The 18,183-nt window shown below is 66.4% G+C and carries 16 protein-coding genes and 1 pseudogene; 15 read left to right on the forward strand and 2 right to left on the reverse strand.

Annotated features, from left to right (window positions below):
• Positions 1–16 precede the first annotated feature (16 nt).
• Positions 17–949, forward strand: a pseudogene (locus tag QUE25_RS11160) (ion transporter); the annotation flags it as partial.
• On the opposite strand, the gene coaA reads toward QUE25_RS11160, so the two are convergent.
• The gene (gene coaA, locus QUE25_RS11165) at positions 946–1,869 is read right to left on the reverse strand and encodes a type I pantothenate kinase (RefSeq protein WP_286264996.1); all 924 of its coding nucleotides are present in this window, start codon (positions 1,867–1,869) and stop codon (positions 946–948) included. The pseudogene QUE25_RS11160 and the gene coaA sit on opposite strands and share 4 nt — an antisense overlap.
• Positions 1,870–1,959: 90 nt before the next feature.
• On the opposite strand from coaA, the gene glmS reads away from it, so the two are divergent.
• Genes glmS through QUE25_RS11180 form a run of 3 tightly spaced genes read left to right on the forward strand, consistent with a single transcriptional unit; the run spans position 1,960 to position 5,637 of the window.
• Positions 1,960–3,807: a glutamine--fructose-6-phosphate transaminase (isomerizing) gene (gene glmS / locus QUE25_RS11170; protein ID WP_286264998.1), complete on the forward strand. Its 1,848-nt coding sequence runs from the start codon at positions 1,960–1,962 to the stop codon at positions 3,805–3,807.
• Between the two features lie 7 nt (positions 3,808–3,814).
• Positions 3,815–4,183, forward strand: a complete 369-nt coding sequence (locus QUE25_RS11175) for a holo-ACP synthase (protein ID WP_286265000.1) — start codon at positions 3,815–3,817, stop codon at positions 4,181–4,183.
• Between the two features lie 2 nt (positions 4,184–4,185).
• Positions 4,186–5,637: an NAD(P)H-hydrate epimerase gene (locus tag QUE25_RS11180; RefSeq protein WP_286265003.1), complete on the forward strand. Its 1,452-nt coding sequence runs from the start codon at positions 4,186–4,188 to the stop codon at positions 5,635–5,637.
• On the opposite strand, the gene QUE25_RS11185 is transcribed toward QUE25_RS11180, so the two are convergent.
• Positions 5,586–6,722: a glycosyltransferase family 4 protein gene (locus QUE25_RS11185; protein ID WP_286265005.1), complete on the reverse strand. Its 1,137-nt coding sequence runs from the start codon at positions 6,720–6,722 to the stop codon at positions 5,586–5,588. The genes QUE25_RS11180 and QUE25_RS11185 overlap by 52 nt on opposite strands.
• A gap of 202 nt (positions 6,723–6,924) precedes the next feature.
• Between QUE25_RS11185 and tsaE the strand changes: the two genes are divergently transcribed.
• From tsaE to QUE25_RS11245, 11 genes are all read left to right on the forward strand, one after another.
• Positions 6,925–7,890, forward strand: coding sequence for a tRNA (adenosine(37)-N6)-threonylcarbamoyltransferase complex ATPase subunit type 1 TsaE (tsaE, locus tag QUE25_RS14765; protein WP_340312695.1), 966 nt, complete (start codon positions 6,925–6,927; stop codon positions 7,888–7,890).
• Positions 7,887–8,588 (forward strand): tRNA (adenosine(37)-N6)-threonylcarbamoyltransferase complex dimerization subunit type 1 TsaB, encoded by a 702-nt coding sequence (tsaB, locus tag QUE25_RS11200; RefSeq protein ID WP_286265006.1) that lies wholly within the window; start codon positions 7,887–7,889, stop codon positions 8,586–8,588. The genes tsaE and tsaB overlap by 4 nt, the downstream gene beginning before the upstream one ends.
• A complete protein-coding gene (locus QUE25_RS11205) occupies positions 8,585–9,061 on the forward strand; it encodes a GNAT family N-acetyltransferase (RefSeq protein ID WP_286265008.1) in 477 nt (158 codons plus the stop codon). Before tsaB ends, QUE25_RS11205 begins: the two co-directional genes overlap by 4 nt.
• Complete coding sequence (tsaD, locus tag QUE25_RS11210; protein WP_286265010.1) at positions 9,058–10,101, forward strand: tRNA (adenosine(37)-N6)-threonylcarbamoyltransferase complex transferase subunit TsaD; 1,044 nt, start codon at positions 9,058–9,060, stop codon at positions 10,099–10,101. Before QUE25_RS11205 ends, tsaD begins: the two co-directional genes overlap by 4 nt.
• Before the next feature lie 31 nt (positions 10,102–10,132).
• Positions 10,133–10,621 (forward strand): NUDIX hydrolase, encoded by a 489-nt coding sequence (locus QUE25_RS11215; RefSeq protein WP_286265013.1) that lies wholly within the window; start codon positions 10,133–10,135, stop codon positions 10,619–10,621.
• Between the two features lie 9 nt (positions 10,622–10,630).
• Positions 10,631–11,782 carry a THUMP-like domain-containing protein gene (locus QUE25_RS11220; protein ID WP_286265015.1) on the forward strand — a complete coding sequence of 384 codons (1,152 nt, stop codon included), beginning with the start codon at positions 10,631–10,633 and terminating at the stop codon, positions 11,780–11,782.
• A gap of 152 nt (positions 11,783–11,934) precedes the next feature.
• The gene (gene groES / locus QUE25_RS11225) at positions 11,935–12,231 is read left to right on the forward strand and encodes a co-chaperone GroES (protein WP_286265017.1); all 297 of its coding nucleotides are present in this window, start codon (positions 11,935–11,937) and stop codon (positions 12,229–12,231) included.
• Between the two features lie 11 nt (positions 12,232–12,242).
• Entirely contained in the window at positions 12,243–13,841 is a 1,599-nt protein-coding gene (groL, locus tag QUE25_RS11230) for a chaperonin GroEL (RefSeq protein ID WP_286265019.1), read from the forward strand.
• 148 nt (positions 13,842–13,989) lie between these two features.
• Positions 13,990–15,405 (forward strand): polyprenol phosphomannose-dependent alpha 1,6 mannosyltransferase MptB, encoded by a 1,416-nt coding sequence (gene mptB, locus QUE25_RS11235; protein ID WP_286265021.1) that lies wholly within the window; start codon positions 13,990–13,992, stop codon positions 15,403–15,405.
• Positions 15,406–15,456: 51 nt separating this feature from the next.
• On the forward strand, positions 15,457–16,941 hold the full coding sequence (gene guaB / locus QUE25_RS11240; protein WP_286268550.1) for an IMP dehydrogenase: 1,485 nt from the start codon (positions 15,457–15,459) through the stop codon (positions 16,939–16,941).
• Between the two features lie 137 nt (positions 16,942–17,078).
• Positions 17,079–18,182, forward strand: coding sequence for a GuaB3 family IMP dehydrogenase-related protein (locus QUE25_RS11245; protein ID WP_286268551.1), 1,104 nt, complete (start codon positions 17,079–17,081; stop codon positions 18,180–18,182).
• Position 18,183: the final 1 nt, after the last annotated feature.

Here is an 18,183-nt window from a genome sequence, read left to right on the forward strand (position 1 = left end):
GTCGCGTTTCTTCCAGTCGTTCATCATCGGCGCAATCGTCGCGAATGCCGTCATCATCGGCATCAACACCTTCACGCTCGACGGCTGGGTCTCCGGTGTGCTGATGCGCCTGGACTGGATCTTCGTGACGATCTTCGTGATCGAACTGGTGGTGCGTTTCGCCGCCGATGGGCTGGACCCGCGCCGCTTCTTCAGGTCGAGTTGGAATACCTTCGACTTCCTGGTGGTGGCGGTTTGCTTCATTCCCGGGGTGTCGACCAGCGCCACGGCGCTGCGGGTGATCCGGCTGCTTCGGGTCAGCAGACTATTGCGCATCATGCCCGATTCGCGTGTGCTGCTGCGCGGGCTGCGCCGGGCAGCAGGACCCGCGCTGTCGCTGGCGGCCCTGACCGTACTGCTGTGCTATCTGTATGCGGTGGTCGGTTGGATGGCGTTTCGTGACCATGGGAATGCCGACATTCCGGGCTACTTCGACAACATCGGCGAAGCCATGCTGACGATGTTCGAGCTGCTCACCTTGGAAGGCTGGAACCAGACGCTGCATGACCTGCGTCAGGTCAGCCCGTTCGCGGTGCCGTATGTGATCTCTTTCCTGCTCATCGGCACCTATATCGTGGTGAACCTGGTGGTCGGCATCGTCATCAACAGCCTGGACGAGGCGTACAAGGAACGCGACCACGAGCGTGCGCTGGAATACATGGCGACCGGCGGTGAACGGGCCGGGGTGGAGGCGACCATCAATGAACTCCGGACGGTGCTCGACCGGCTGGAGGCCCAGCTGGGTACCGCCGTCCAAGCCGATGAACCGCTGATCATCTCCGGCGACGGACCCGATGCCGTCGAAACTACCGGTGCGCAGAACCACCAGCCGTCCCGCAACGGCTCCCAGCTGGCTGCCGGTGAAACAGCTGCCGTGGAACTGCCGCGGGCCGAGGTCGCCGACGGCTAGATCCGCCGGATCCGCACCTCGGAGATCACGTGATCGCTGCCCTTGCGCAGGATCGCGGTGGCGCGGTCGCGGGTCGGTTCGATGTTCTCGACGAGGTTCGGTTTGTTGATGGTGTCCCAGACCTCGCGCGCCTGCCATACCGCCTCTTCGTCGGACAGCTCGGCATAGGAACGGAAGAAGCTGGTGGGATCGCGGAATGCGGTGTCGCGCAGCGCCATGAATCGCGCTACATACCAGTCGCGGATATCGGATTCGTCGGCGTCCACATAGACCGAGAAATCGAAGAAATCGCTGACCGCCAGATCGCCTCGTCCGGCCGGGGCCGGCTGCAATACGTTCAGGCCTTCCACGATCAAGATGTCCGGGCGCGTGACGACGATCCTCTCACCCTGGACGATGTCATAGATGACATGGGAGTAGACCGGCGCCGTGACCTCGGCGACACCCGATTTCACGGCGATGACGAAATCCAGCAGCGCGCGGCGGTCATAGCTTTCCGGGAAGCCCTTGCGGTCGAGGATGCCGCGGGCTTCCAGAACCGAATTCGGGTACAGGAATCCATCGGTGGTCACCAATTCGACCCTCGGATGGCCGGCCGATTGCCTCAGAAGCTCCCGCAAGAGGCGCGCCGACGTCGATTTACCCACCGCAACCGAGCCGGCCACTCCGATGATGAACGGCGTTCGGGTGGGGGCGATCTTCAAGAACCCGTACGAATCGGCGTAGAGCTGATCATGGTTGATGCGGTAGAGATTCAACAGCTGCGCCAGGGGCAGGTAGACCTCGGTGACGTCGCGTTCATCGGTCGGATCCTGCAGGCCGCGCAGCCTTTCGACCGTGGCAGTGTTCAGCGTCAGCTGGCCGTCGGTGGCGAGATCTGCCCACGTCTGGCGTAACAGGGTCACCCATGGACTACTCACGGCTCGAGACTCCCGGCTCTGGACACGAGGGACAGCCTAGCGGGCGGGTGCGTGTGCTGCGACTACCAGGCATACCTTAGACTCTCCCCCATGTGTGGAATCATTGGCTACGTCGGCCCTCGCGATGCGCGTGATGTCATCATCTCGGGACTGCGGCGTCTGGAGTATCGCGGATACGACTCGGCGGGCATCGCGGTGGTCGCTGACGGCCGGCTGAGTGTTGCGAAGAAGGCCGGCAAACTCGCCAATCTCGAAGCCGAACTGGCGACTGTTGACTTCCCCGTAGCCCATCAGGGCATCGGGCACACCCGATGGGCCACCCACGGTGCACCCACCTATGAGAACGCGCACCCGCACGTCTCCGCGGACGGCCGAGTGGCCGTGGTCCACAACGGCATTATCGAGAACTTCGCCGATCTGCGCGCCGAGCTGACCGAGGCGGGCGTGCACTTCAAGTCCGAGACCGATACCGAGGTCGTTGCTCACCTGCTGGCCGCCGAACTGCAGAGCGCCGACGGGCTGATCGACGCGATGCGCGCGGTCGTCGCGCGTCTGCAGGGCGCGTTCACGCTCGTCGCGATCGACGTCACGCGTCCGGGTGAGGTCGTTGCGGCGCGCCGCAACTCCCCGCTGGTGGTCGGCGTCGGGAAGGACGAGAACTTCGTCGCCTCCGATGTGCTGGCCTTCATCGAACACACCCGCGATGTGGTCGAGCTCGGGCAGGATCAGATCGTCCTGATCACCGCCGATGACATCACCGTGGTCGGCTTCGACGGCCAGCCGGCCGAGACCGCCCGCTACCACGTCGACTGGGACACCTCGGCCGCCGAGAAGGCCGGCTTCGACTGGTTCATGCGCAAGGAGATCTTCGAGCAGCCCAAGGCTGTTGCCGACACCCTGCTGGGTCGTTTCAACTCCAAGGGGGAGCTGGTGCTCGACGAGATGCGCGGCATCTCACCCGAAGACCTGCGCCGTATCAACAAGATCGTGATCGTCGCCTGCGGCACCGCCTACTACGCCGGGATGGTCGCCAAATACGCCATCGAGCACTGGACGCGGGTGCCCTGCGAGGTCGAGGTGGCCTCCGAGTTCCGCTACCGCGATCCGATCATCGATCCGCAGACGTTGTGCGTCACCATCAGTCAGTCCGGCGAGACCGCCGACACGCTGATGGCCATCCGGCATGCCCGCATCCAAGGCGCCAAGATCATCGCCATCTGCAATACCAACGGCGCCACGATCCCGCGCGAATCGGACGCAGTCATCTACACTCACGCCGGCCCCGAGATCGGTGTGGCGTCCACCAAGGGCTTCCTCACTCAGCTGGCCGCCTGCTACCTGCTGGGGCTGTACCTCGCCCAGGTGCGCGGCATGAAGTACGCCGACGAGATCCGCGTCATCACCGACGAGCTGGCGCACACCCCGCAGATGATCCAGCAGATGCTGGACGGCGCCGACGAGATCTACCAGCTGGCCCACGATCTGGCCAGCGCCGAGGACTTCATCTTCCTCGGGCGTCATGTCGGCTACCCGGTCGCCCTCGAGGGCGCACTCAAGCTGAAGGAGATCGCCTACCAGCACGCCGAGGGATTCGCCGCCGGCGAGCTCAAGCACGGGCCGATCGCCATCATCGAGCCGGGCATGCCGGTGTTCGTCGTCGTGCCGCCGGCCGGCCGCGATCAGCTGCGCGACAAGGTGCTGAGCAACATCAAGGAAGTCAAGGCGCGCGGCGCGCACACCATCGTCCTGGCCGAGAACGGGGACGACGGCATCGAGGCGGACGCCGATCTGATCATCCGGCTGCCGCACACCTCGACGCTGCTGCAGCCGTTGGTCGCGACCGTCCCGCTGCAGCTGCTCGCCTGTGAGTTGGCGACCGAGCTCGGCCACGATGTCGATCAGCCCCGCAACCTGGCGAAGTCCGTCACCGTCGAGTGATCTCGGCATGATCATCGGCATCGGGGTCGACATCTGCCAGGTCGACCGCGTCGCGGCCATGCTGGAGCGTCACCCCGGGCTGATGGATCGGCTGTTCAACTCGGCCGAGTCCCACACCGCCGACGGCAGACCGCGGTCCGCCGATTCGCTGGCCGCCCGATTCTGCGCCAAGGAAGCGTTGGCCAAGGCACTCGGTTCGCCCGGCGGCATGAGTTGGTTGGACGCCGAGGTCATCACATCGGCCAATGGCGCCCCCGAGTTCGTCATTCGCGGTACGGTTGCGGCGAGAGCCGCCGAATGCGCAGTGCAGAACATCCGGCTATCACTGAGCCATGACGGCGGGTTGGCAACGGCATTTGTCATCTGTGAGGGGTAATCGTGATCGGGATTCAGCCAGTCGATAAGATCCGCGCTGCCGAACGGGAGTTCGCCGAAGCGAATCCCGACGTCAATCTGATGCTGCGCGCCGCCGACCAGGTGGCCGAACTGGCGGAGCGGATGGTTCCGTCCGGCACCATCCTGGTGGTGGTCGGCCCCGGCAACAACGGCGGTGATGGACTGTTCGCGGCCCGCAAACTGGTGCGCGACGGGCGCCGCCAGGTGATGGTCTGGCCGGTCGCCGGCACAGCCCACCCGCAGGGCGTCGTGGCTGCCCGCCAGGTCGGCATCCGCTTCCTCAACGACTTGGAGGTCGGCAGGCTGCTGCCCGACATCGCCTTGGTCATCGACGGCATCACGGGCATTGGAGGACGCACCGGTCTGCCGGAGAATGTGCACTGGTTCGCCGAGATGTGTGACGTCTTGAAGATCCCCGTGCTGGCCATCGACATTCCCTCCGGACTCGCGGCCGAGGACCATCATCGTCCCGCTCATGTCCTCGCCGCCACCCGGACGATCACCTTCGCGGCGCCCAAGCTGTGCCATCTCGCGCAGCCGGCAGCCAGCGCCTGCGGGGATGTCGAGGTGGCCGACATCGGCCTCGAGCTGCCGAAGTCGAACCTGCGTCAGATGCAGCGGATGGATGTGGCCCGCTGGTGGCCGTGGCCGACGCCCTATACCGACAAGTACTCCCGCGGTGTACTCGGCATCGATACCGGTTCGGATCGCTATCCCGGTGCCGCCGTGCTGCCGGTGACCGGCGCGGTCTATTCGGGGGCCGGCATGATCCGGTTCACCGGCCCCGACCGGCTGGCCGACCTCATCTTGCACAAGCTGCCGTCGGTGACGGTCGGCAGTGGGCGCGTCGAGGCCTGGCTGGTCGGCTGCGGCTGGTCCGAAGAGGGAGCTGAGCAGCGGTTCGGCCCGATCCTGGAATCAGGGGTGCCGTTGGTCATCGACGCCGATGCGCTGCGCTATCTACCCAAGCGGCTGCCCGAAGGATCGTTGCTCACCCCCCACGCCGGGGAGCTGGCCGAGCTGTTGGGCATCAGCCGACCCGAGGTGGAGGACGATCCGGTCGGCAAGGCCTACGAGGCGGCCGAACGCTGGGAGACCACGGTGCTGCTCAAGGGCGCCACCCAGTACATCGCCAATCCGTTCGAGAAGCGGGTCACCCTGGCGATCGCCGGCCCCTCATGGACGGCGCAGGCGGGATCGGGTGATGTGCTGGCGGGCATCTGCGGCACCTTGCTGGCTGCGGGACTGCCCGCCCCGAAGGCGGCAGCGCTCGCGGCGTCGGTTCAGGCCATGGCTGCGGCCCGCAAGCCCGGCCCGTTCCCGCCCGATGTTGTCGCGCAGGCGATTCCCGAGGTGCTGGTGCACCTTGCCGAACTGGCTGATCAGCCGGTCTTGGCCGGTGACCTGACGCCCAGGTCGATCGCTGCGCAGTAGTAGTCGAGCAACTGGTCGCACACCCGCGGCCAGGTGCGATTTTCGACCCTCTTGCGGGCGGTCTGCCCGAAGATCGTCCGCTTGAAGCCGTCACCCACCAGGTCGGCGACCTGATTGCGCATGGCGCTCAGATCACCGGGCGGGTACAGCCAGCCGTTGTGTGACGGATCGATGAGGTCGATCGGGCCACCCCGGCGGGGTGCGATGGCAGCCAGCCCCGACGCGTGAGCCTCCTGGACCGCCTGGCAGAAGGTCTCCGACTCCCCAGGGTGAACGAACAGGTCGAGGGAGGCCAGGCAGCGAGCCAACTCCTCCCCGGACTTCATGCCCACGAAGACCGCACCAGGCAGGTCGGCCTCGAGTTCGGCACGCTGTGGACCGTCCCCGATGATCACCAGCCGAACGCCGGGCAGATCGGTGAGCGCGCGCAGATCTTTGACCTGTTTCTCGGGAGCCAGGCGTCCCATGAAGCCCACCACGACCTCGCCGTGCGGGGCCCACGAATCGTGCAGCGCCTGATCACGCTTGTCGGGGCTGAACAACTCGGTGTCGACGCCTCGTCCCCAAACATCCACCCGTGAGAACCCGTGCGCTATCAGCTGGTCACGGGTATAGCTGGACGGCGCCAGATTGATGGTCGCCATGTTGTGGAGCTTGCGCAGGTGCCGCCAGAAGATCGGCTCGGCAGCCGGATATCCGTACTGCACGGCATAGCGGGGTACCTCGGTCTGGTAGAGGGCGACGCTCGGCACGCCCAACTCGGCTGCGGCCATCACCCCTTTCGAACCGAGAATCACCGGAGCGGCCAGGTGCACGACATCAGGAGCGAAATCAGCGAGCAGCTTGTGCAGCGAATTCGCGGAGGTGGCCGACAGCCGAAGATCGGGATACCAGGGCAGATAGAGCGAGGCGGTCGTCACAACAGGAAAGCCCGCATAGCTTTCCGGGACACCGCGAGGGTCACTGGGGGCGATCACCAAAGCCTCATGGCCGCGGCGTCTCAGGTGTTCCAAAGCTCGAAGTACTGAGTTGGTGACACCATTGATTGACGGCAAGAAGCACTCGGTTACAAATCCAACTCGCACGACTTCAGTTTAGGTTACCGATGAAACCTGGCATGACATTGAGTTTGCCGAATGGCAAACTCTGGATGATTCCGACGTTCTCAGTCCGCTGATCGGGTGCCGGATGGCCGGCAGCCGACTAGCGGGGAAACGTTTGCTGCCGGTGGCCCCTCCGGGCCGCAAGATTCGGTCTTCGCCCCGCGCGCGCGTAGACTCGCACGATGTGATCGAAACCGAGACCGACCAGCAGCTGCAGTTGCGGCTCGCTGAGCCGGGCGACGCTGAAACGATGCAGCAGGTGATCACCCAAGCGTTCGGCGCACGAGACGCGCTCGATCCGCCGGCTGATGCCATGAGTGACGAGCTGGCAGACATCGAGGAACGCATCGCAACCCAGATCGGATTGATCGCCTCCGACGACTCCGGTGTGGTCGGCTGCCTGTTCTGTTCGCTGCATCCCGATGCAGACGTGCCGTCGGGCATGCTGCATCGAGTATCCGTACTTCCTGGCCACCGCCGTAATGGGGTGGCCTTTCATATGATCGTGGCTGCCGCTCAGCTGGCGACCGATGCCGGCATGCGCCGGCTGCAACTCATCGCCCGCCGTGAACTGCCGCATGTCGTCTGCTGGTGGCAGGGCTATGGCTTCGAGGTGATCCGCGAACTGGATGACCATCAGCTGCTTCTCGCTGCCGCGCTGCCCGCCCGGGTGGTGGTTCCCACCGCGGACGACATGCGCCATCTCGGCGTCCGGCTGGCTGCGCTGCTGGCTCCCGGCGACCTGATCGTCGCCAATGGTGAACTCGGCGCCGGCAAGACGACCCTCACCCAGGGAATCGCCGAGGGGCTGCAGGTGAGTGGCCCGGTCACGTCGCCGACGTTCGTGCTCAGCCGCATCCATCACTCGACCGGGACGGCACCGCAGCTGGTGCACGTCGACGCCTATCGGCTCGGATCGGCCGCCGAGCTCGATGATCTCGACCTGGACGAAACGCTGGCCGATTCGGTCACCCTGGTCGAGTGGGGCGCCGGCCTGGCCGAGTATCTGGCCACCGACCGGCTGGAGATCGATATCGAACGCAGTGGTGACGTCGACGACGAGACCCGCATCGTGACCGTCCGGGGCATCGGGCCGCGCTGGCGTGGGGTGGATCTGTGGGCGCTCGCCGGTGTGCAGGAGGAATGGTGAGTTCTACTTCCGGATGGGTGCTGGCGATCGACACCGCAAGCGGTATCAACGTCGGACTGGCCCATGACGGCCGGCCGGTCGATTCGCGCACCGAAACCAGCTCCCGCAAGCATGTCGAAGAGCTGATGCCGATGATCGACGAGTTGCTCGCAGCCCACGATCTGTCGGCGTCCGACCTGTCGCTGATCGCGGTCGGTATCGGGCCGGGACCGTTCACCGGGCTGCGTATCGGCATCGTGACTGCCCGCACCCTGGGTCTGGTCGCCGGTGTCGCGGTGCGCGGTTTCGGCAGCCTGGACGCCATCGCGGCGGCCTGGTTCGCCGGTGAGTCCCGGCCGGACTCCCCGGTGGTGGTCGCCGCCGATGCTCGCCGCAAGGAGCTCTACTGGGCAGCCTACGACGCGTCCGGGATTCGGGAGACCGGCCCGGCGGTGACGGTCCCCGGTGGGCTGCCGCTGCTGCCGGTCGGCGGCCCGGGCATTGAGGTCTACCCCGAGGTGTTCGCCGACCGGATTGCTCCGGGTGCGCCGCACCGGTTGGATGCTGCGCTGGCCGCCGCCATGATCGACCACCTACCGGACACCGGGCTCGAGCCCGCTTATCTGCGCAAACCTGATGCTGAGGTACCCCGCACGCGTAAATCGGCGCTGCCTTCGACAAAGAAGCTGCGCATCGCTTACCGACAGGAGGGTCGATGATCGTCTCTACCGCAAATCGCAACGATCTGGATGCACTGCTGAGCCTTGAAGAGTCCGGATTCGATCGTCCGCAGCGCTGGAGCGCTGCGTCGTGGGTCAGTGAATTGGACGCCACCGGCAGACTGGTGCTGGTCAGCCGGGATTCGGCCGGCATCGAAGCCGTCGCCTGCTTCAGTGTGCTCTACGACACCGCCGAGCTGTTGCGGGTCATCGTCGCTCCGGCCCACCGCGGCCACGGCGTGGCCCGCCGGCTGGTCAGCGTCGGCAAGGAATGGGCCGAGGCCGCCGGCGCCGACCGGATGCTGCTCGAGGTCCGGCGGGACAACGCGCCCGCACTCGCGCTCTACGGCTCGTCCGGTTTTCAGGCCATCTTGCGCCGTCGTGACTACTACGGCGCCGGTCATGATGCCGTGGTCATGGAATGCGCGCTGCAGCATCCTGCGCTGGCCGCCCACGCCGGGTGGCTGGCATGAGCGGTCCTCTCGTACTGGGCATCGAGTCCAGCTGCGATGAGACGAGTGTCGGCATCGTGCGCGGCACCGAACTGCTCGCCAACGAGGTGGCCAGTTCGGTCGAACTGCACGCCCGTTTCGGCGGGGTGGTGCCCGAGGTAGCTTCCCGCGCCCATCTGGAGGCCATGGTGCCCACTCTCGAACGGGCGCTGGCCAAGGCCGACACCGATCTGGGCGAGGTGGACGCGATCGCGGTGACCGCGGGCCCGGGCCTGATGGGCTCGCTGGTCGTCGGGCTGTCCGCTGCCAAAACGCTCGCGTCAGTGCTGAAGGTGCCGTTCTACGGGCTCAACCATCTGGTCGGCCACGTCGCGGTGGACATTCTCGACCACGGCCCGCTGCCGACCCCGGTGTTGGCGCTGCTCGTCTCGGGCGGGCACACCCAGCTGCTCGAGGTGCGCGACATCACGGGCGACATCGACGAGGTGGGCACCACCATCGACGACGCGGCAGGGGAGGCCTACGACAAGGTGGCGCGGCTGCTCGGTCTGGAATACCCGGGCGGACCGGTGATCGACAAGGCTGCTCAGGACGGTGATCCGAAGGCGGTCGCGTTCCCGCGCGGGCTCACCGCCCGCCACGACATGGCCAAGCATCGCTTCGACTATTCCTTCTCCGGGCTCAAGACCGCGGTCGCGCGGTATGTCGAGCGCTCCGAACGCGACGGCGAGCCGATCAGCGTCGACGACGTGGCCGCGAGCTTCCAGGAGGCGGTCGCCGATGTGCTCACCGGCAAGGCCGTCGATGCCTGCCAGGAGCTGGGCATCAAACACATGGTGCTCGGTGGCGGAGTAGCGGCGAATTCGCGGCTACGCACCCTGATGGCCGAACGCTGCGAAAAAGCCGGGGTGGAGCTGCGGCGTCCCCGTCCGGGGCTGTGCACGGACAACGGCGCGATGATCGCTGTGCTCGGCGCGCAGGTGATCGAGGCCGGACGCGCCCCGAGCAGCCTGGAGATCCCCGCCGACTCGGGCATGCCGGTCACCCAGGTCATCGCCTGATTTTCTTCTTTTTCTGTTTGGGAGGTCTGCCATGGCCTACAGCCCGGAGCTGACCACGCTCGGCTTCGTCCTCTCGCCCGACGGCCGGCAGGTGCTGATGGTGCACCGCATCAGCCGATCCGATGACGAGCAACTCGGCAAGTGGAACGGGCTGGGGGGCAAGGTCGAGGCGGACGAGGACGTCTGGTCGGGGATGGCCCGCGAGCTGCGCGAGGAGGCCGGGATCGAGGTCGTCTCGATGCGGCTGCGCGGCACGGTCAGCTGGCCGGGTTTTCATCCCGATGGCACCTCGGTCTTCGGTTTCGTCTTCGTGGTGGATTCATGGACCGGAGAGATCCCTGAACGTAACGCCGAGGGCCCGCTGGCCTGGCAGCCCCTCTCGGCGCTGGACCAGCTGCCGATGTGGGCGGGGGACCGGTACTTCCTGCCGCAGACCTTCGATCCGCAGGTCGAGCAGTTTCATCTGGTGATTCCGTACCGTAACGGGCAGCCCCTCGGCTGGTCGGGCACGCTGCGGTGAGGACGCCCAGTGAGTGACCAGCCCTGGGACCAGCGAGCGGCCGCCACCGAGATGGCGATGGCCGAGGCCGACCCCGAATCGCTGGCTGCGGCGGCGCGGCTGCGCTCCCGCTTCAGCCCCGAGGTGGCCGCCTTCGCCTTGACCCAGGCGAGTCTGCGACGCCAGGCCAGGGCCAAGTTCGGTGCCGCGGCCGAGGGGATGTGGTTCACCCGCGACGGCCTTGAGCAGGCCTCCAGGCCGTCGGTCGCTGCCTGGCGCGCCGAGCGGTACCGCGCCGCCGGAGTGCGGCGGGTGATCGATCTGTGCTGCGGCATCGGTGCGGACGCTCGCGGATTCCGCGCTGCGGGCCTGGAGGTCGTTGCGGTCGAGGCCGATCGGCTCACCGCGGAGCTGGCCCGCGCCAACCTGCCGGGCGTCGAAGTGATCTGCGGCGACGCGACCGAGGCCGGTCCGCGGTTGCTGGCGCACGCCGATGCGTCCACCGGGATTTTCATCGACCCCGCCCGGCGCAACGCGTCCGGACGCAGCTGGCGGGTCGCCGACTTCAGTCCGTCCTGGGACTTCGTGCTCAGCTTGGTCGCGAGCGGGCATCCGCTGTGTGTCAAGCTCGGGCCGGGCCTGCCCCGCGAACTCATCCCCCACGGTGTCGAGGCCTGCTGGGTGTCCGACCGGGGAGACGTCGTGGAGGCCGGGTTGTGGCGGCTGGCGGGCGCCCAGGACAATGCCAGTGCGGCTGTTCTGCTGCCCGGTGAGCATCGCATCGAGTCGGATCCGGCGGCGCCGGGTCTGCCGGTGGCGGCGCCCGGACGCTACCTTCTCGACCCCAACGGCGCGGTCATCCGGGCCCGGGCGATCGACCAGATCAGCTCGCAGGCCTGGCTGCTGCACCCCGGTGTCGCCTACCTGTCCAGCGACGTGCCGATTCGGACGCCGTTCGCGTCCTGTTTCGAAGTGCTGCAGATCTTGGACTTCAATCCCAAGGTGCTCAGGGCGTGGGTGCGGACGGACCGGGTGGGTGTGCTGGAGATCAAGAAGCGGGCCGTCGATATCGATCCAGCCCAGCTGCGCCGCAGTCTGAAGCCATCCGGACCCAATGCCGCGACGCTGATCGTCGCCCGCACGACCGCCGGGACGAAGGCCCTGGTCTGCCGCCGCAGCTAGCTCTGGCACTCGGCTTGTCTGAGTGCCAATCGCGGGTCTAAGGTGGTTCTTGGCACTCGGCAGGCCCGGGTGCCAACGATCGGAACGGCACCCGCGACGACGTCCCGCTCGTACTGCACCGTGACACCTAGACAACAGAAAGGGGTTTGAACGTGGCAACCACGATCAAGCCGCTCGAGGACCGTATCCTCGTTGAGCCTCTCGAGGCTGAGACCACCACCGCATCGGGTCTGGTCATCCCCGACACCGCCAAGGAGAAGCCGCAGGAAGGCAAGGTCGTCGCCGCCGGCCCCGGTCGCATCGACGACAAGGGCAACCGCGTGCCGATGGACGTTAAGGTCGGAGACGTCGTCATTTTCAGCAAGTATGGCGGCACGGAAGTGCGCTACAACGCTACGGACTACCTGCTGCTCAACGCGCGCGACATTCTCGCAGTCGTCGAGAAGTGAGGCACTGATTCATGGCTAAGCAGCTTCAGTTCGACGAGGAGGCCCGCCGCTCTCTCGAGCGCGGTGTGGACACCCTCGCCAATACCGTCAAGGTGACGCTCGGCCCGAAGGGCCGCTACGTCGTCCTCGACAAGAAATACGGCGCTCCCACTATCACCAACGACGGCGTGACCGTCGCCAAGGAAGTGGACCTGACCGATCCTTACGAGAACCTCGGCGCTCAGCTTGCCAAAGAGGTCGCCACCAAGACCAACGACGTCGCCGGCGACGGCACCACCACCGCAACGGTGCTGGCGCAAGCGCTGGTGCATGAAGGTCTGCGGGCCGTGGCCGCTGGGGCCAACCCCATCGGCCTCAAGCGGGGCATCGACAGGGCCGTTGGCCTGGTGATCGACGAACTGCGCTCGGCGGCCCGTGAGGTCGAGTCGGCTGCCGACATGGCCAGTGTCGCCACCATCAGTTCCCGCGACGAGGAGATCGGCGAGATCATCGCGCAGGCCTTCGACAAGGTCGGCAAGGATGGCGTCATCACCGTCGAGGAGTCGAACACCCTGGGCACAGAGCTCGACTTCACCGAGGGCATGCAGTTCGACAAGGGCTACATCTCGGCGTACTTCGTGACCGACCAGGATCGTATGGAGGCCGTTTTCGACGATCCGTACATCCTGATCAACCAGGGCAAGATCAGCAACATGAACGAGTTGCTGCCGATGCTCGAGAAGGTCATCGCAGCGCACGGCCAGCTGGTCATCATCGCTGAGGACGTCGACGGCGAGGCGCTGTCGACCCTGGTGGTGAACAAGATCCGTGGCACCTTCAACGCCGTCGCCGTCAAGGCTCCCGCCTTCGGCGATCGCCGCAAGGCCATGCTGCAGGACATTGCGATCCTCACCGGCGGCCAGGTTGTGGCTCCGGAGGTCGGGCTCAAGCTCGACCAGGTCGGTCTCGAGGTTCTCGGTCGTGCCCGTCGTGTCGTGGTCACCAAGGACAACACCACCATCGTGGACGGCGCCGGTGACCAGGCCGAGGTCAAGGCCCGCGTCGAGCAGCTGCGCGCCGAGATGGAGCGCACCGACTCGGATTGGGACCGTGAGAAGCTCGCCGAGCGGGTCGCCAAGCTCGCCGGTGGCGTCTGCGTGATCAAGGTCGGCGCTGCTACCGAGGTGGAGCTGAACGAGAAGAAGCACCGCATCGAGGATGCCGTCTCGGCTACTCGCGCGGCGATCGAAGAGGGTATCGTCGCCGGCGGTGGCGCTGCTCTGGTTCATGCCGCCAAGGTGCTGGACGGCGTCGAGAGCTCCGATCACGACGAGCGCGTCGGTGTCCAGACCGTCCGCAAGGCGCTGATCGAGCCGCTGCGCTGGATCGCTGAGAACGGTGGCGTGCCCGGCTACGTGATCGCGGCCAAGGTCGCCGAACTCGGCGCCAACGAGGGCTACAACGCCAAGACCGGCGAGTACGGCAACCTGATCGACCAGGGCGTTATCGACCCGGTCAAGGTGACCCGTTCGGCGCTGGCCAACGCGGCCTCCATCGCGTCCCTGCTGCTCACCACCGAAACCTTGGTGGTCGAGAAGAAGGACGATGACGACGAGGACGACGCCAAGTAGTCAATGACTCAGCCATTCTGAGTCGTTTCTGGGTGCAGTTATCTCCCGTGACAGGGAGATAGCTGCACCCAGTTCGTTTGGGTGACGGTTCGGCATCGATCGGATGGGCGTGGTCAACGCGCCGAGAGCCACCGGCTACGATGCCTGCGTGCAGCAGACGGGCCGGGGGAGAATGGTCGGGCTGGCGGGCACCCTTCTGCTGGCCGTGTCGGCTTGGCTGGCCTCACCGTGGGGGCTCGGCTTCGCCGGACGCTCCAATCCGCTGCCGATCCGCTGGGCGCACACGTTGCCGGCGGCGCTCGGTGTGGTGCTGCTGTTCGCCGGCTGGCTGATGATGCGCGGCACCGATCAGAAGAACGCGTGGCGCACCTTTGCCGTGTGGTGCCTGCCGCTGCTGGTCTGCCCCCCGCTGCTCAGCAAGGATGTCTGGGCCTATCTCGAGCAGGGCTGGCTCGTGCTGCAGGGGTTCGATCCATATCACACCGCCATCAGTTCGGTGGGCGGGCCCTTCGCTTCACGCGTTGACACGTACTGGAAGTACACCACCACCGTCTATCCGCCGCTGGCGTTGCTCATCCAGGCCGCCATGGTGGCGATCAGCGGGGCAAGCCCGCTGTGGTCACTGTTCGCGATGCGGATCCCCGGCCTGGCCTCGGTCATCGCCATCGGTGCCTGCCTGCCGCGCATCGGACGTGCCGCCGGTCAGAGCGCCGGCAACGCGCTGTGGTTCGGCATCTTGAATCCTCTGGTGATCGTCCACTTCATCGGAGGTGGTCACAACGATTCCTGGGCGGTCGCATTGGGTGTGCTGGGCATCTGGACAGCGCTGCGCCGGCCGGCCTGGTGGCCCCTGGGCTGTGTCGCGGTGGGGCTGGGGATGGCTGTCAAACAGCCCCTCGGCCTGATGATGGTCGCCGTTGCCTTGGCCGGTGTCGCGCTCGGTCACAGCCCTTCAGACCTCACCGCCCGGCAGGCCTGGCGAAAGATCTTCCCGCAGGCGCTGTGGCGGTTGCCGGTGGGCCTGGCCGCGACGGCGGCGGGCTTCGCGATCCCGACCCTCGCGTCGGGCTGGGGACTCGGCTGGGCCACCGGGTCGGGCTCTCCGCAGAGCGCAGGCAGCCAGTCGATCGCCCACACGGTGGCCGCCACGATCGAGATGTTCACCTCGGTCTCGCTGCGCGGAGCTATGTCGGTGGTCGGCCCAATCTTCCTGATCATCGGCGCGGTAGCCATCGGGTGGCTCGGATTGCGCCTGGGCGCGACGCGTCCGATCGCCTTCACGGCCTGGGCGCTGATCGTCTTCGCGTTCAGCTATCCGAGCCTGCAGCCCTGGTACGTGCTGTGGGGAGGCGTTCTGCTGGGCGCCGTCGCGCTGTCGCCGAAGGCCTCGGCTTGGGTGATCGGAGGTGTCGGCGCCCTGCTGAGCACCAGTGTGCTGCTGGACTACGCGGGACTGCCGATACCGGTCGCTCAGGGCGTCGGCCTGGCCGTTGCCGTGCTGGTGGCCCGCTGGCGACTGACCGGTCATTTGGGGCGGCTAAACTGGCCTTTTCCAGCTGAGTGATGGAAGGGAAGTGCGGTGTCCGAACAGTTGACTCCCGCCGGAATACCACCAATGTTCGAAGCTCTGGGCCTGACGTTCGACGACGTCTTGCTGCAACCCCGGGAATCGGATGTCATCCCGAGCGAGGTCCGGACGAATGCTCGGCTGAGCCGCAACATCACCCTCAATGTGCCGTTCCTATCGGCCGCGATGGACACCGTCACCGAGCAGCGGATGGCCATCGCGATGGCCCGCGAGGGCGGTCTGGGCGTCCTGCACCGCAACCTGTCGGTCGACGACCAGGCCCGCATGGTCGACCAGGTGAAGCGCTCCGAGGCCGGCATGATCGACGAGCCGATCACCATCAGCCCGGACGCCACCCTGCGCGAGGCCGATGAACTGTGTGCCACCTACCGCATCAGCGGCATTCCGGTGGTCGACTCGTCCATGATGCTGCTCGGCATCATCACCAACCGTGACATGCGCTTCGAGAGCGACCCCACCAGACTGGTCGGCGAGGTCATGACCAAGATGCCGCTGGTCACCGCACCGGTCGGCATCAAGTCGGACGATGCGCTCGCGCTGCTGGCCAAGAACAAGATCGAGAAGCTGCCGCTGATCGACGACACCGGACGCCTGCGTGGCCTGATCACCCTCAAGGACTTCGTGAAGTCCGATCAGTACCCGAAGGCCTGCAAGGATCCGCAGGGACGCCTGCGCGTCGGTGCCGCGGTCGGCATCTTCGGCGACGCCTGGGAGCGCGCGATGGCCGTCGTCGAGGAGGGCGTCGACTGTCTGGTGGTCGATACCGCGCATGGTCATTCCCGGGCAGAGGTGGAGTTCATCAAGCGGCTCAAGGCTGAGGTGTCCACCCGCAATGTCGACATCATCGGCGGAAACGTCGCCACCTACGAAGCCGCCCGCGCGCTCATCGACGCCGGGGTGGATGGCATCAAGGTCGGTGTCGGGCCGGGCTCGATCTGCACGACGCGGGTGGTCGCCGGTGTCGGCGTCCCCCAGATCACCGCGATCTATGAGGCCGCCCGGGCGGCGAAGCCGGCCGGTGTCCCGGTCATCGGTGATGGTGGTCTCCAGTACTCCGGTGACACCGCGAAAGCGATCGTGGCCGGTGCCGACACGGTGATGCTCGGCTCGTTGCTGGCCGGTTGTGACGAGAGCCCCGGCGATCTGGTCTTCATCAACGGCAAGCAGTTCAAGAGCTACCGCGGCATGGGTTCGCTGGGCGCGATGGCCACCCGCGGACGCACCATGAGCTACTCCAAGGACCGCTACTTCCAGGCCGATGTGACCAGCAACGACAAGATCATTCCCGAAGGCATCGAGGGCCAGGTGCCCTACCGTGGGCCGCTGTCGCAGGTGCTCTACCAGTTGGCCGGCGGCCTGCACCAGTCGATGTTCTACTGCGGTGCGCACAGCATCGAAGAGCTGCAGACCAACGGACGGTTCGTCCGGATCACCGCGTCCGGGCTTCGCGAGTCCCATCCGCATGACATCCAGATGACGGTGGAAGCACCGAACTACGCCTCCAAGCAGTGATGCGCGTCGTGGCCGCAGCCGCGGGATCGCTGTGACCGCGAGAAGTCGGTCGGGAACCGCCTAGTGGCCGATGCCTGCGCGAGCGCGCCGGATCGCCTAGATTGGTGGGGCGCTCAGCCGAAAATGGAGGATCCATGTTGTACGACATCGGACGCAGCAAACGCGCCGCGCAGGCGTTCTCGCTGGATGATGTAGCGATCATGCCCACGCGCCGCACCCGCGGCATCGAGACCATCGATCTGGAATGGCGCATCGACGCCATCACCTTCGATTTCCCGTTGATGGCTGCGCCGATGGATTCGGTGATGAGCCCCGCCACGGCGATCGCCTTCGGACGCCTCGGTGGTCTGGGTGTGCTGAACCTCGAAGGGCTGTGGACGCGTTACGTCAACCCGCAGCCGGTGCTCGATGAGCTCGCCGCCATCACCGACGCCGCCGAGGCCACCCGCAAGCTGCAGCAGATCTACACCGAGCCGATCAAGGCCGAGCTGATCGCCGAACGGCTGCGCGAGATCCGGGACACGGGGGTTCCGGTGGCCGGGTCCCTCAGCCCGCAGAACACCCAGGAGTTCGCCTCGGTGATCGAGAACTCGGGCCTGGATTTCTTCGTGGTGCGCGGCACCGCGGTCAGCGCTCAGCACGTCTCGAACGCTGCCGAGCCGCTCGACCTGGCCCGCTTCATCTACGACCTCGACGTGCCGGTCATCGTCGGTGGTTGTGCGACCTATCAGACCGCGCTGCACCTGATGCGCACGGGCGCCGCCGGTGTGCTGGTCGGCTTCGGTGGAGCCGCGACCTCGACGAACCGCCATGTGCTGGGCATCGAGGTGCCGATGGCTACCGCCATCTCGGATGTCGCCGAAGCCCGCCGTGATTACCTGGACGAGTCCGGCGGCCGCTATGTGCATGTCATCGCCGACGGTTCGATGGGGTATTCCGGTGACGTCGTCAAAGCGCTCGCCTGCGGTGCCGACGCCGCCATGTTGGGCACGCCACTGGCTCGCGCGATCGAGGCTCCCGGACAGGGCTGGCATTGGGGCGCCGAGGCCTGGCACGAGGCCCTGCCGCGCGGTCGCCGGGTCGAGGTGGGCCAGGTCGGCTCACTGTCCGAGGTCGTGCTCGGTCCGTCGCATTCCCCCGACGGCACCATGAACATCGTCGGCGCGCTGCGCCGCGCGCTGGCAAGCACCGGCTACACCGAGGTCAAGGCCTTCCAGCGCATCGACCTGATCGTCCGCTGAC

The sequence above is a fragment of the Brooklawnia propionicigenes genome (assembly GCF_030297015.1).
Lineage (GTDB): Bacteria > Actinomycetota > Actinomycetes > Propionibacteriales > Propionibacteriaceae > Brooklawnia > Brooklawnia propionicigenes.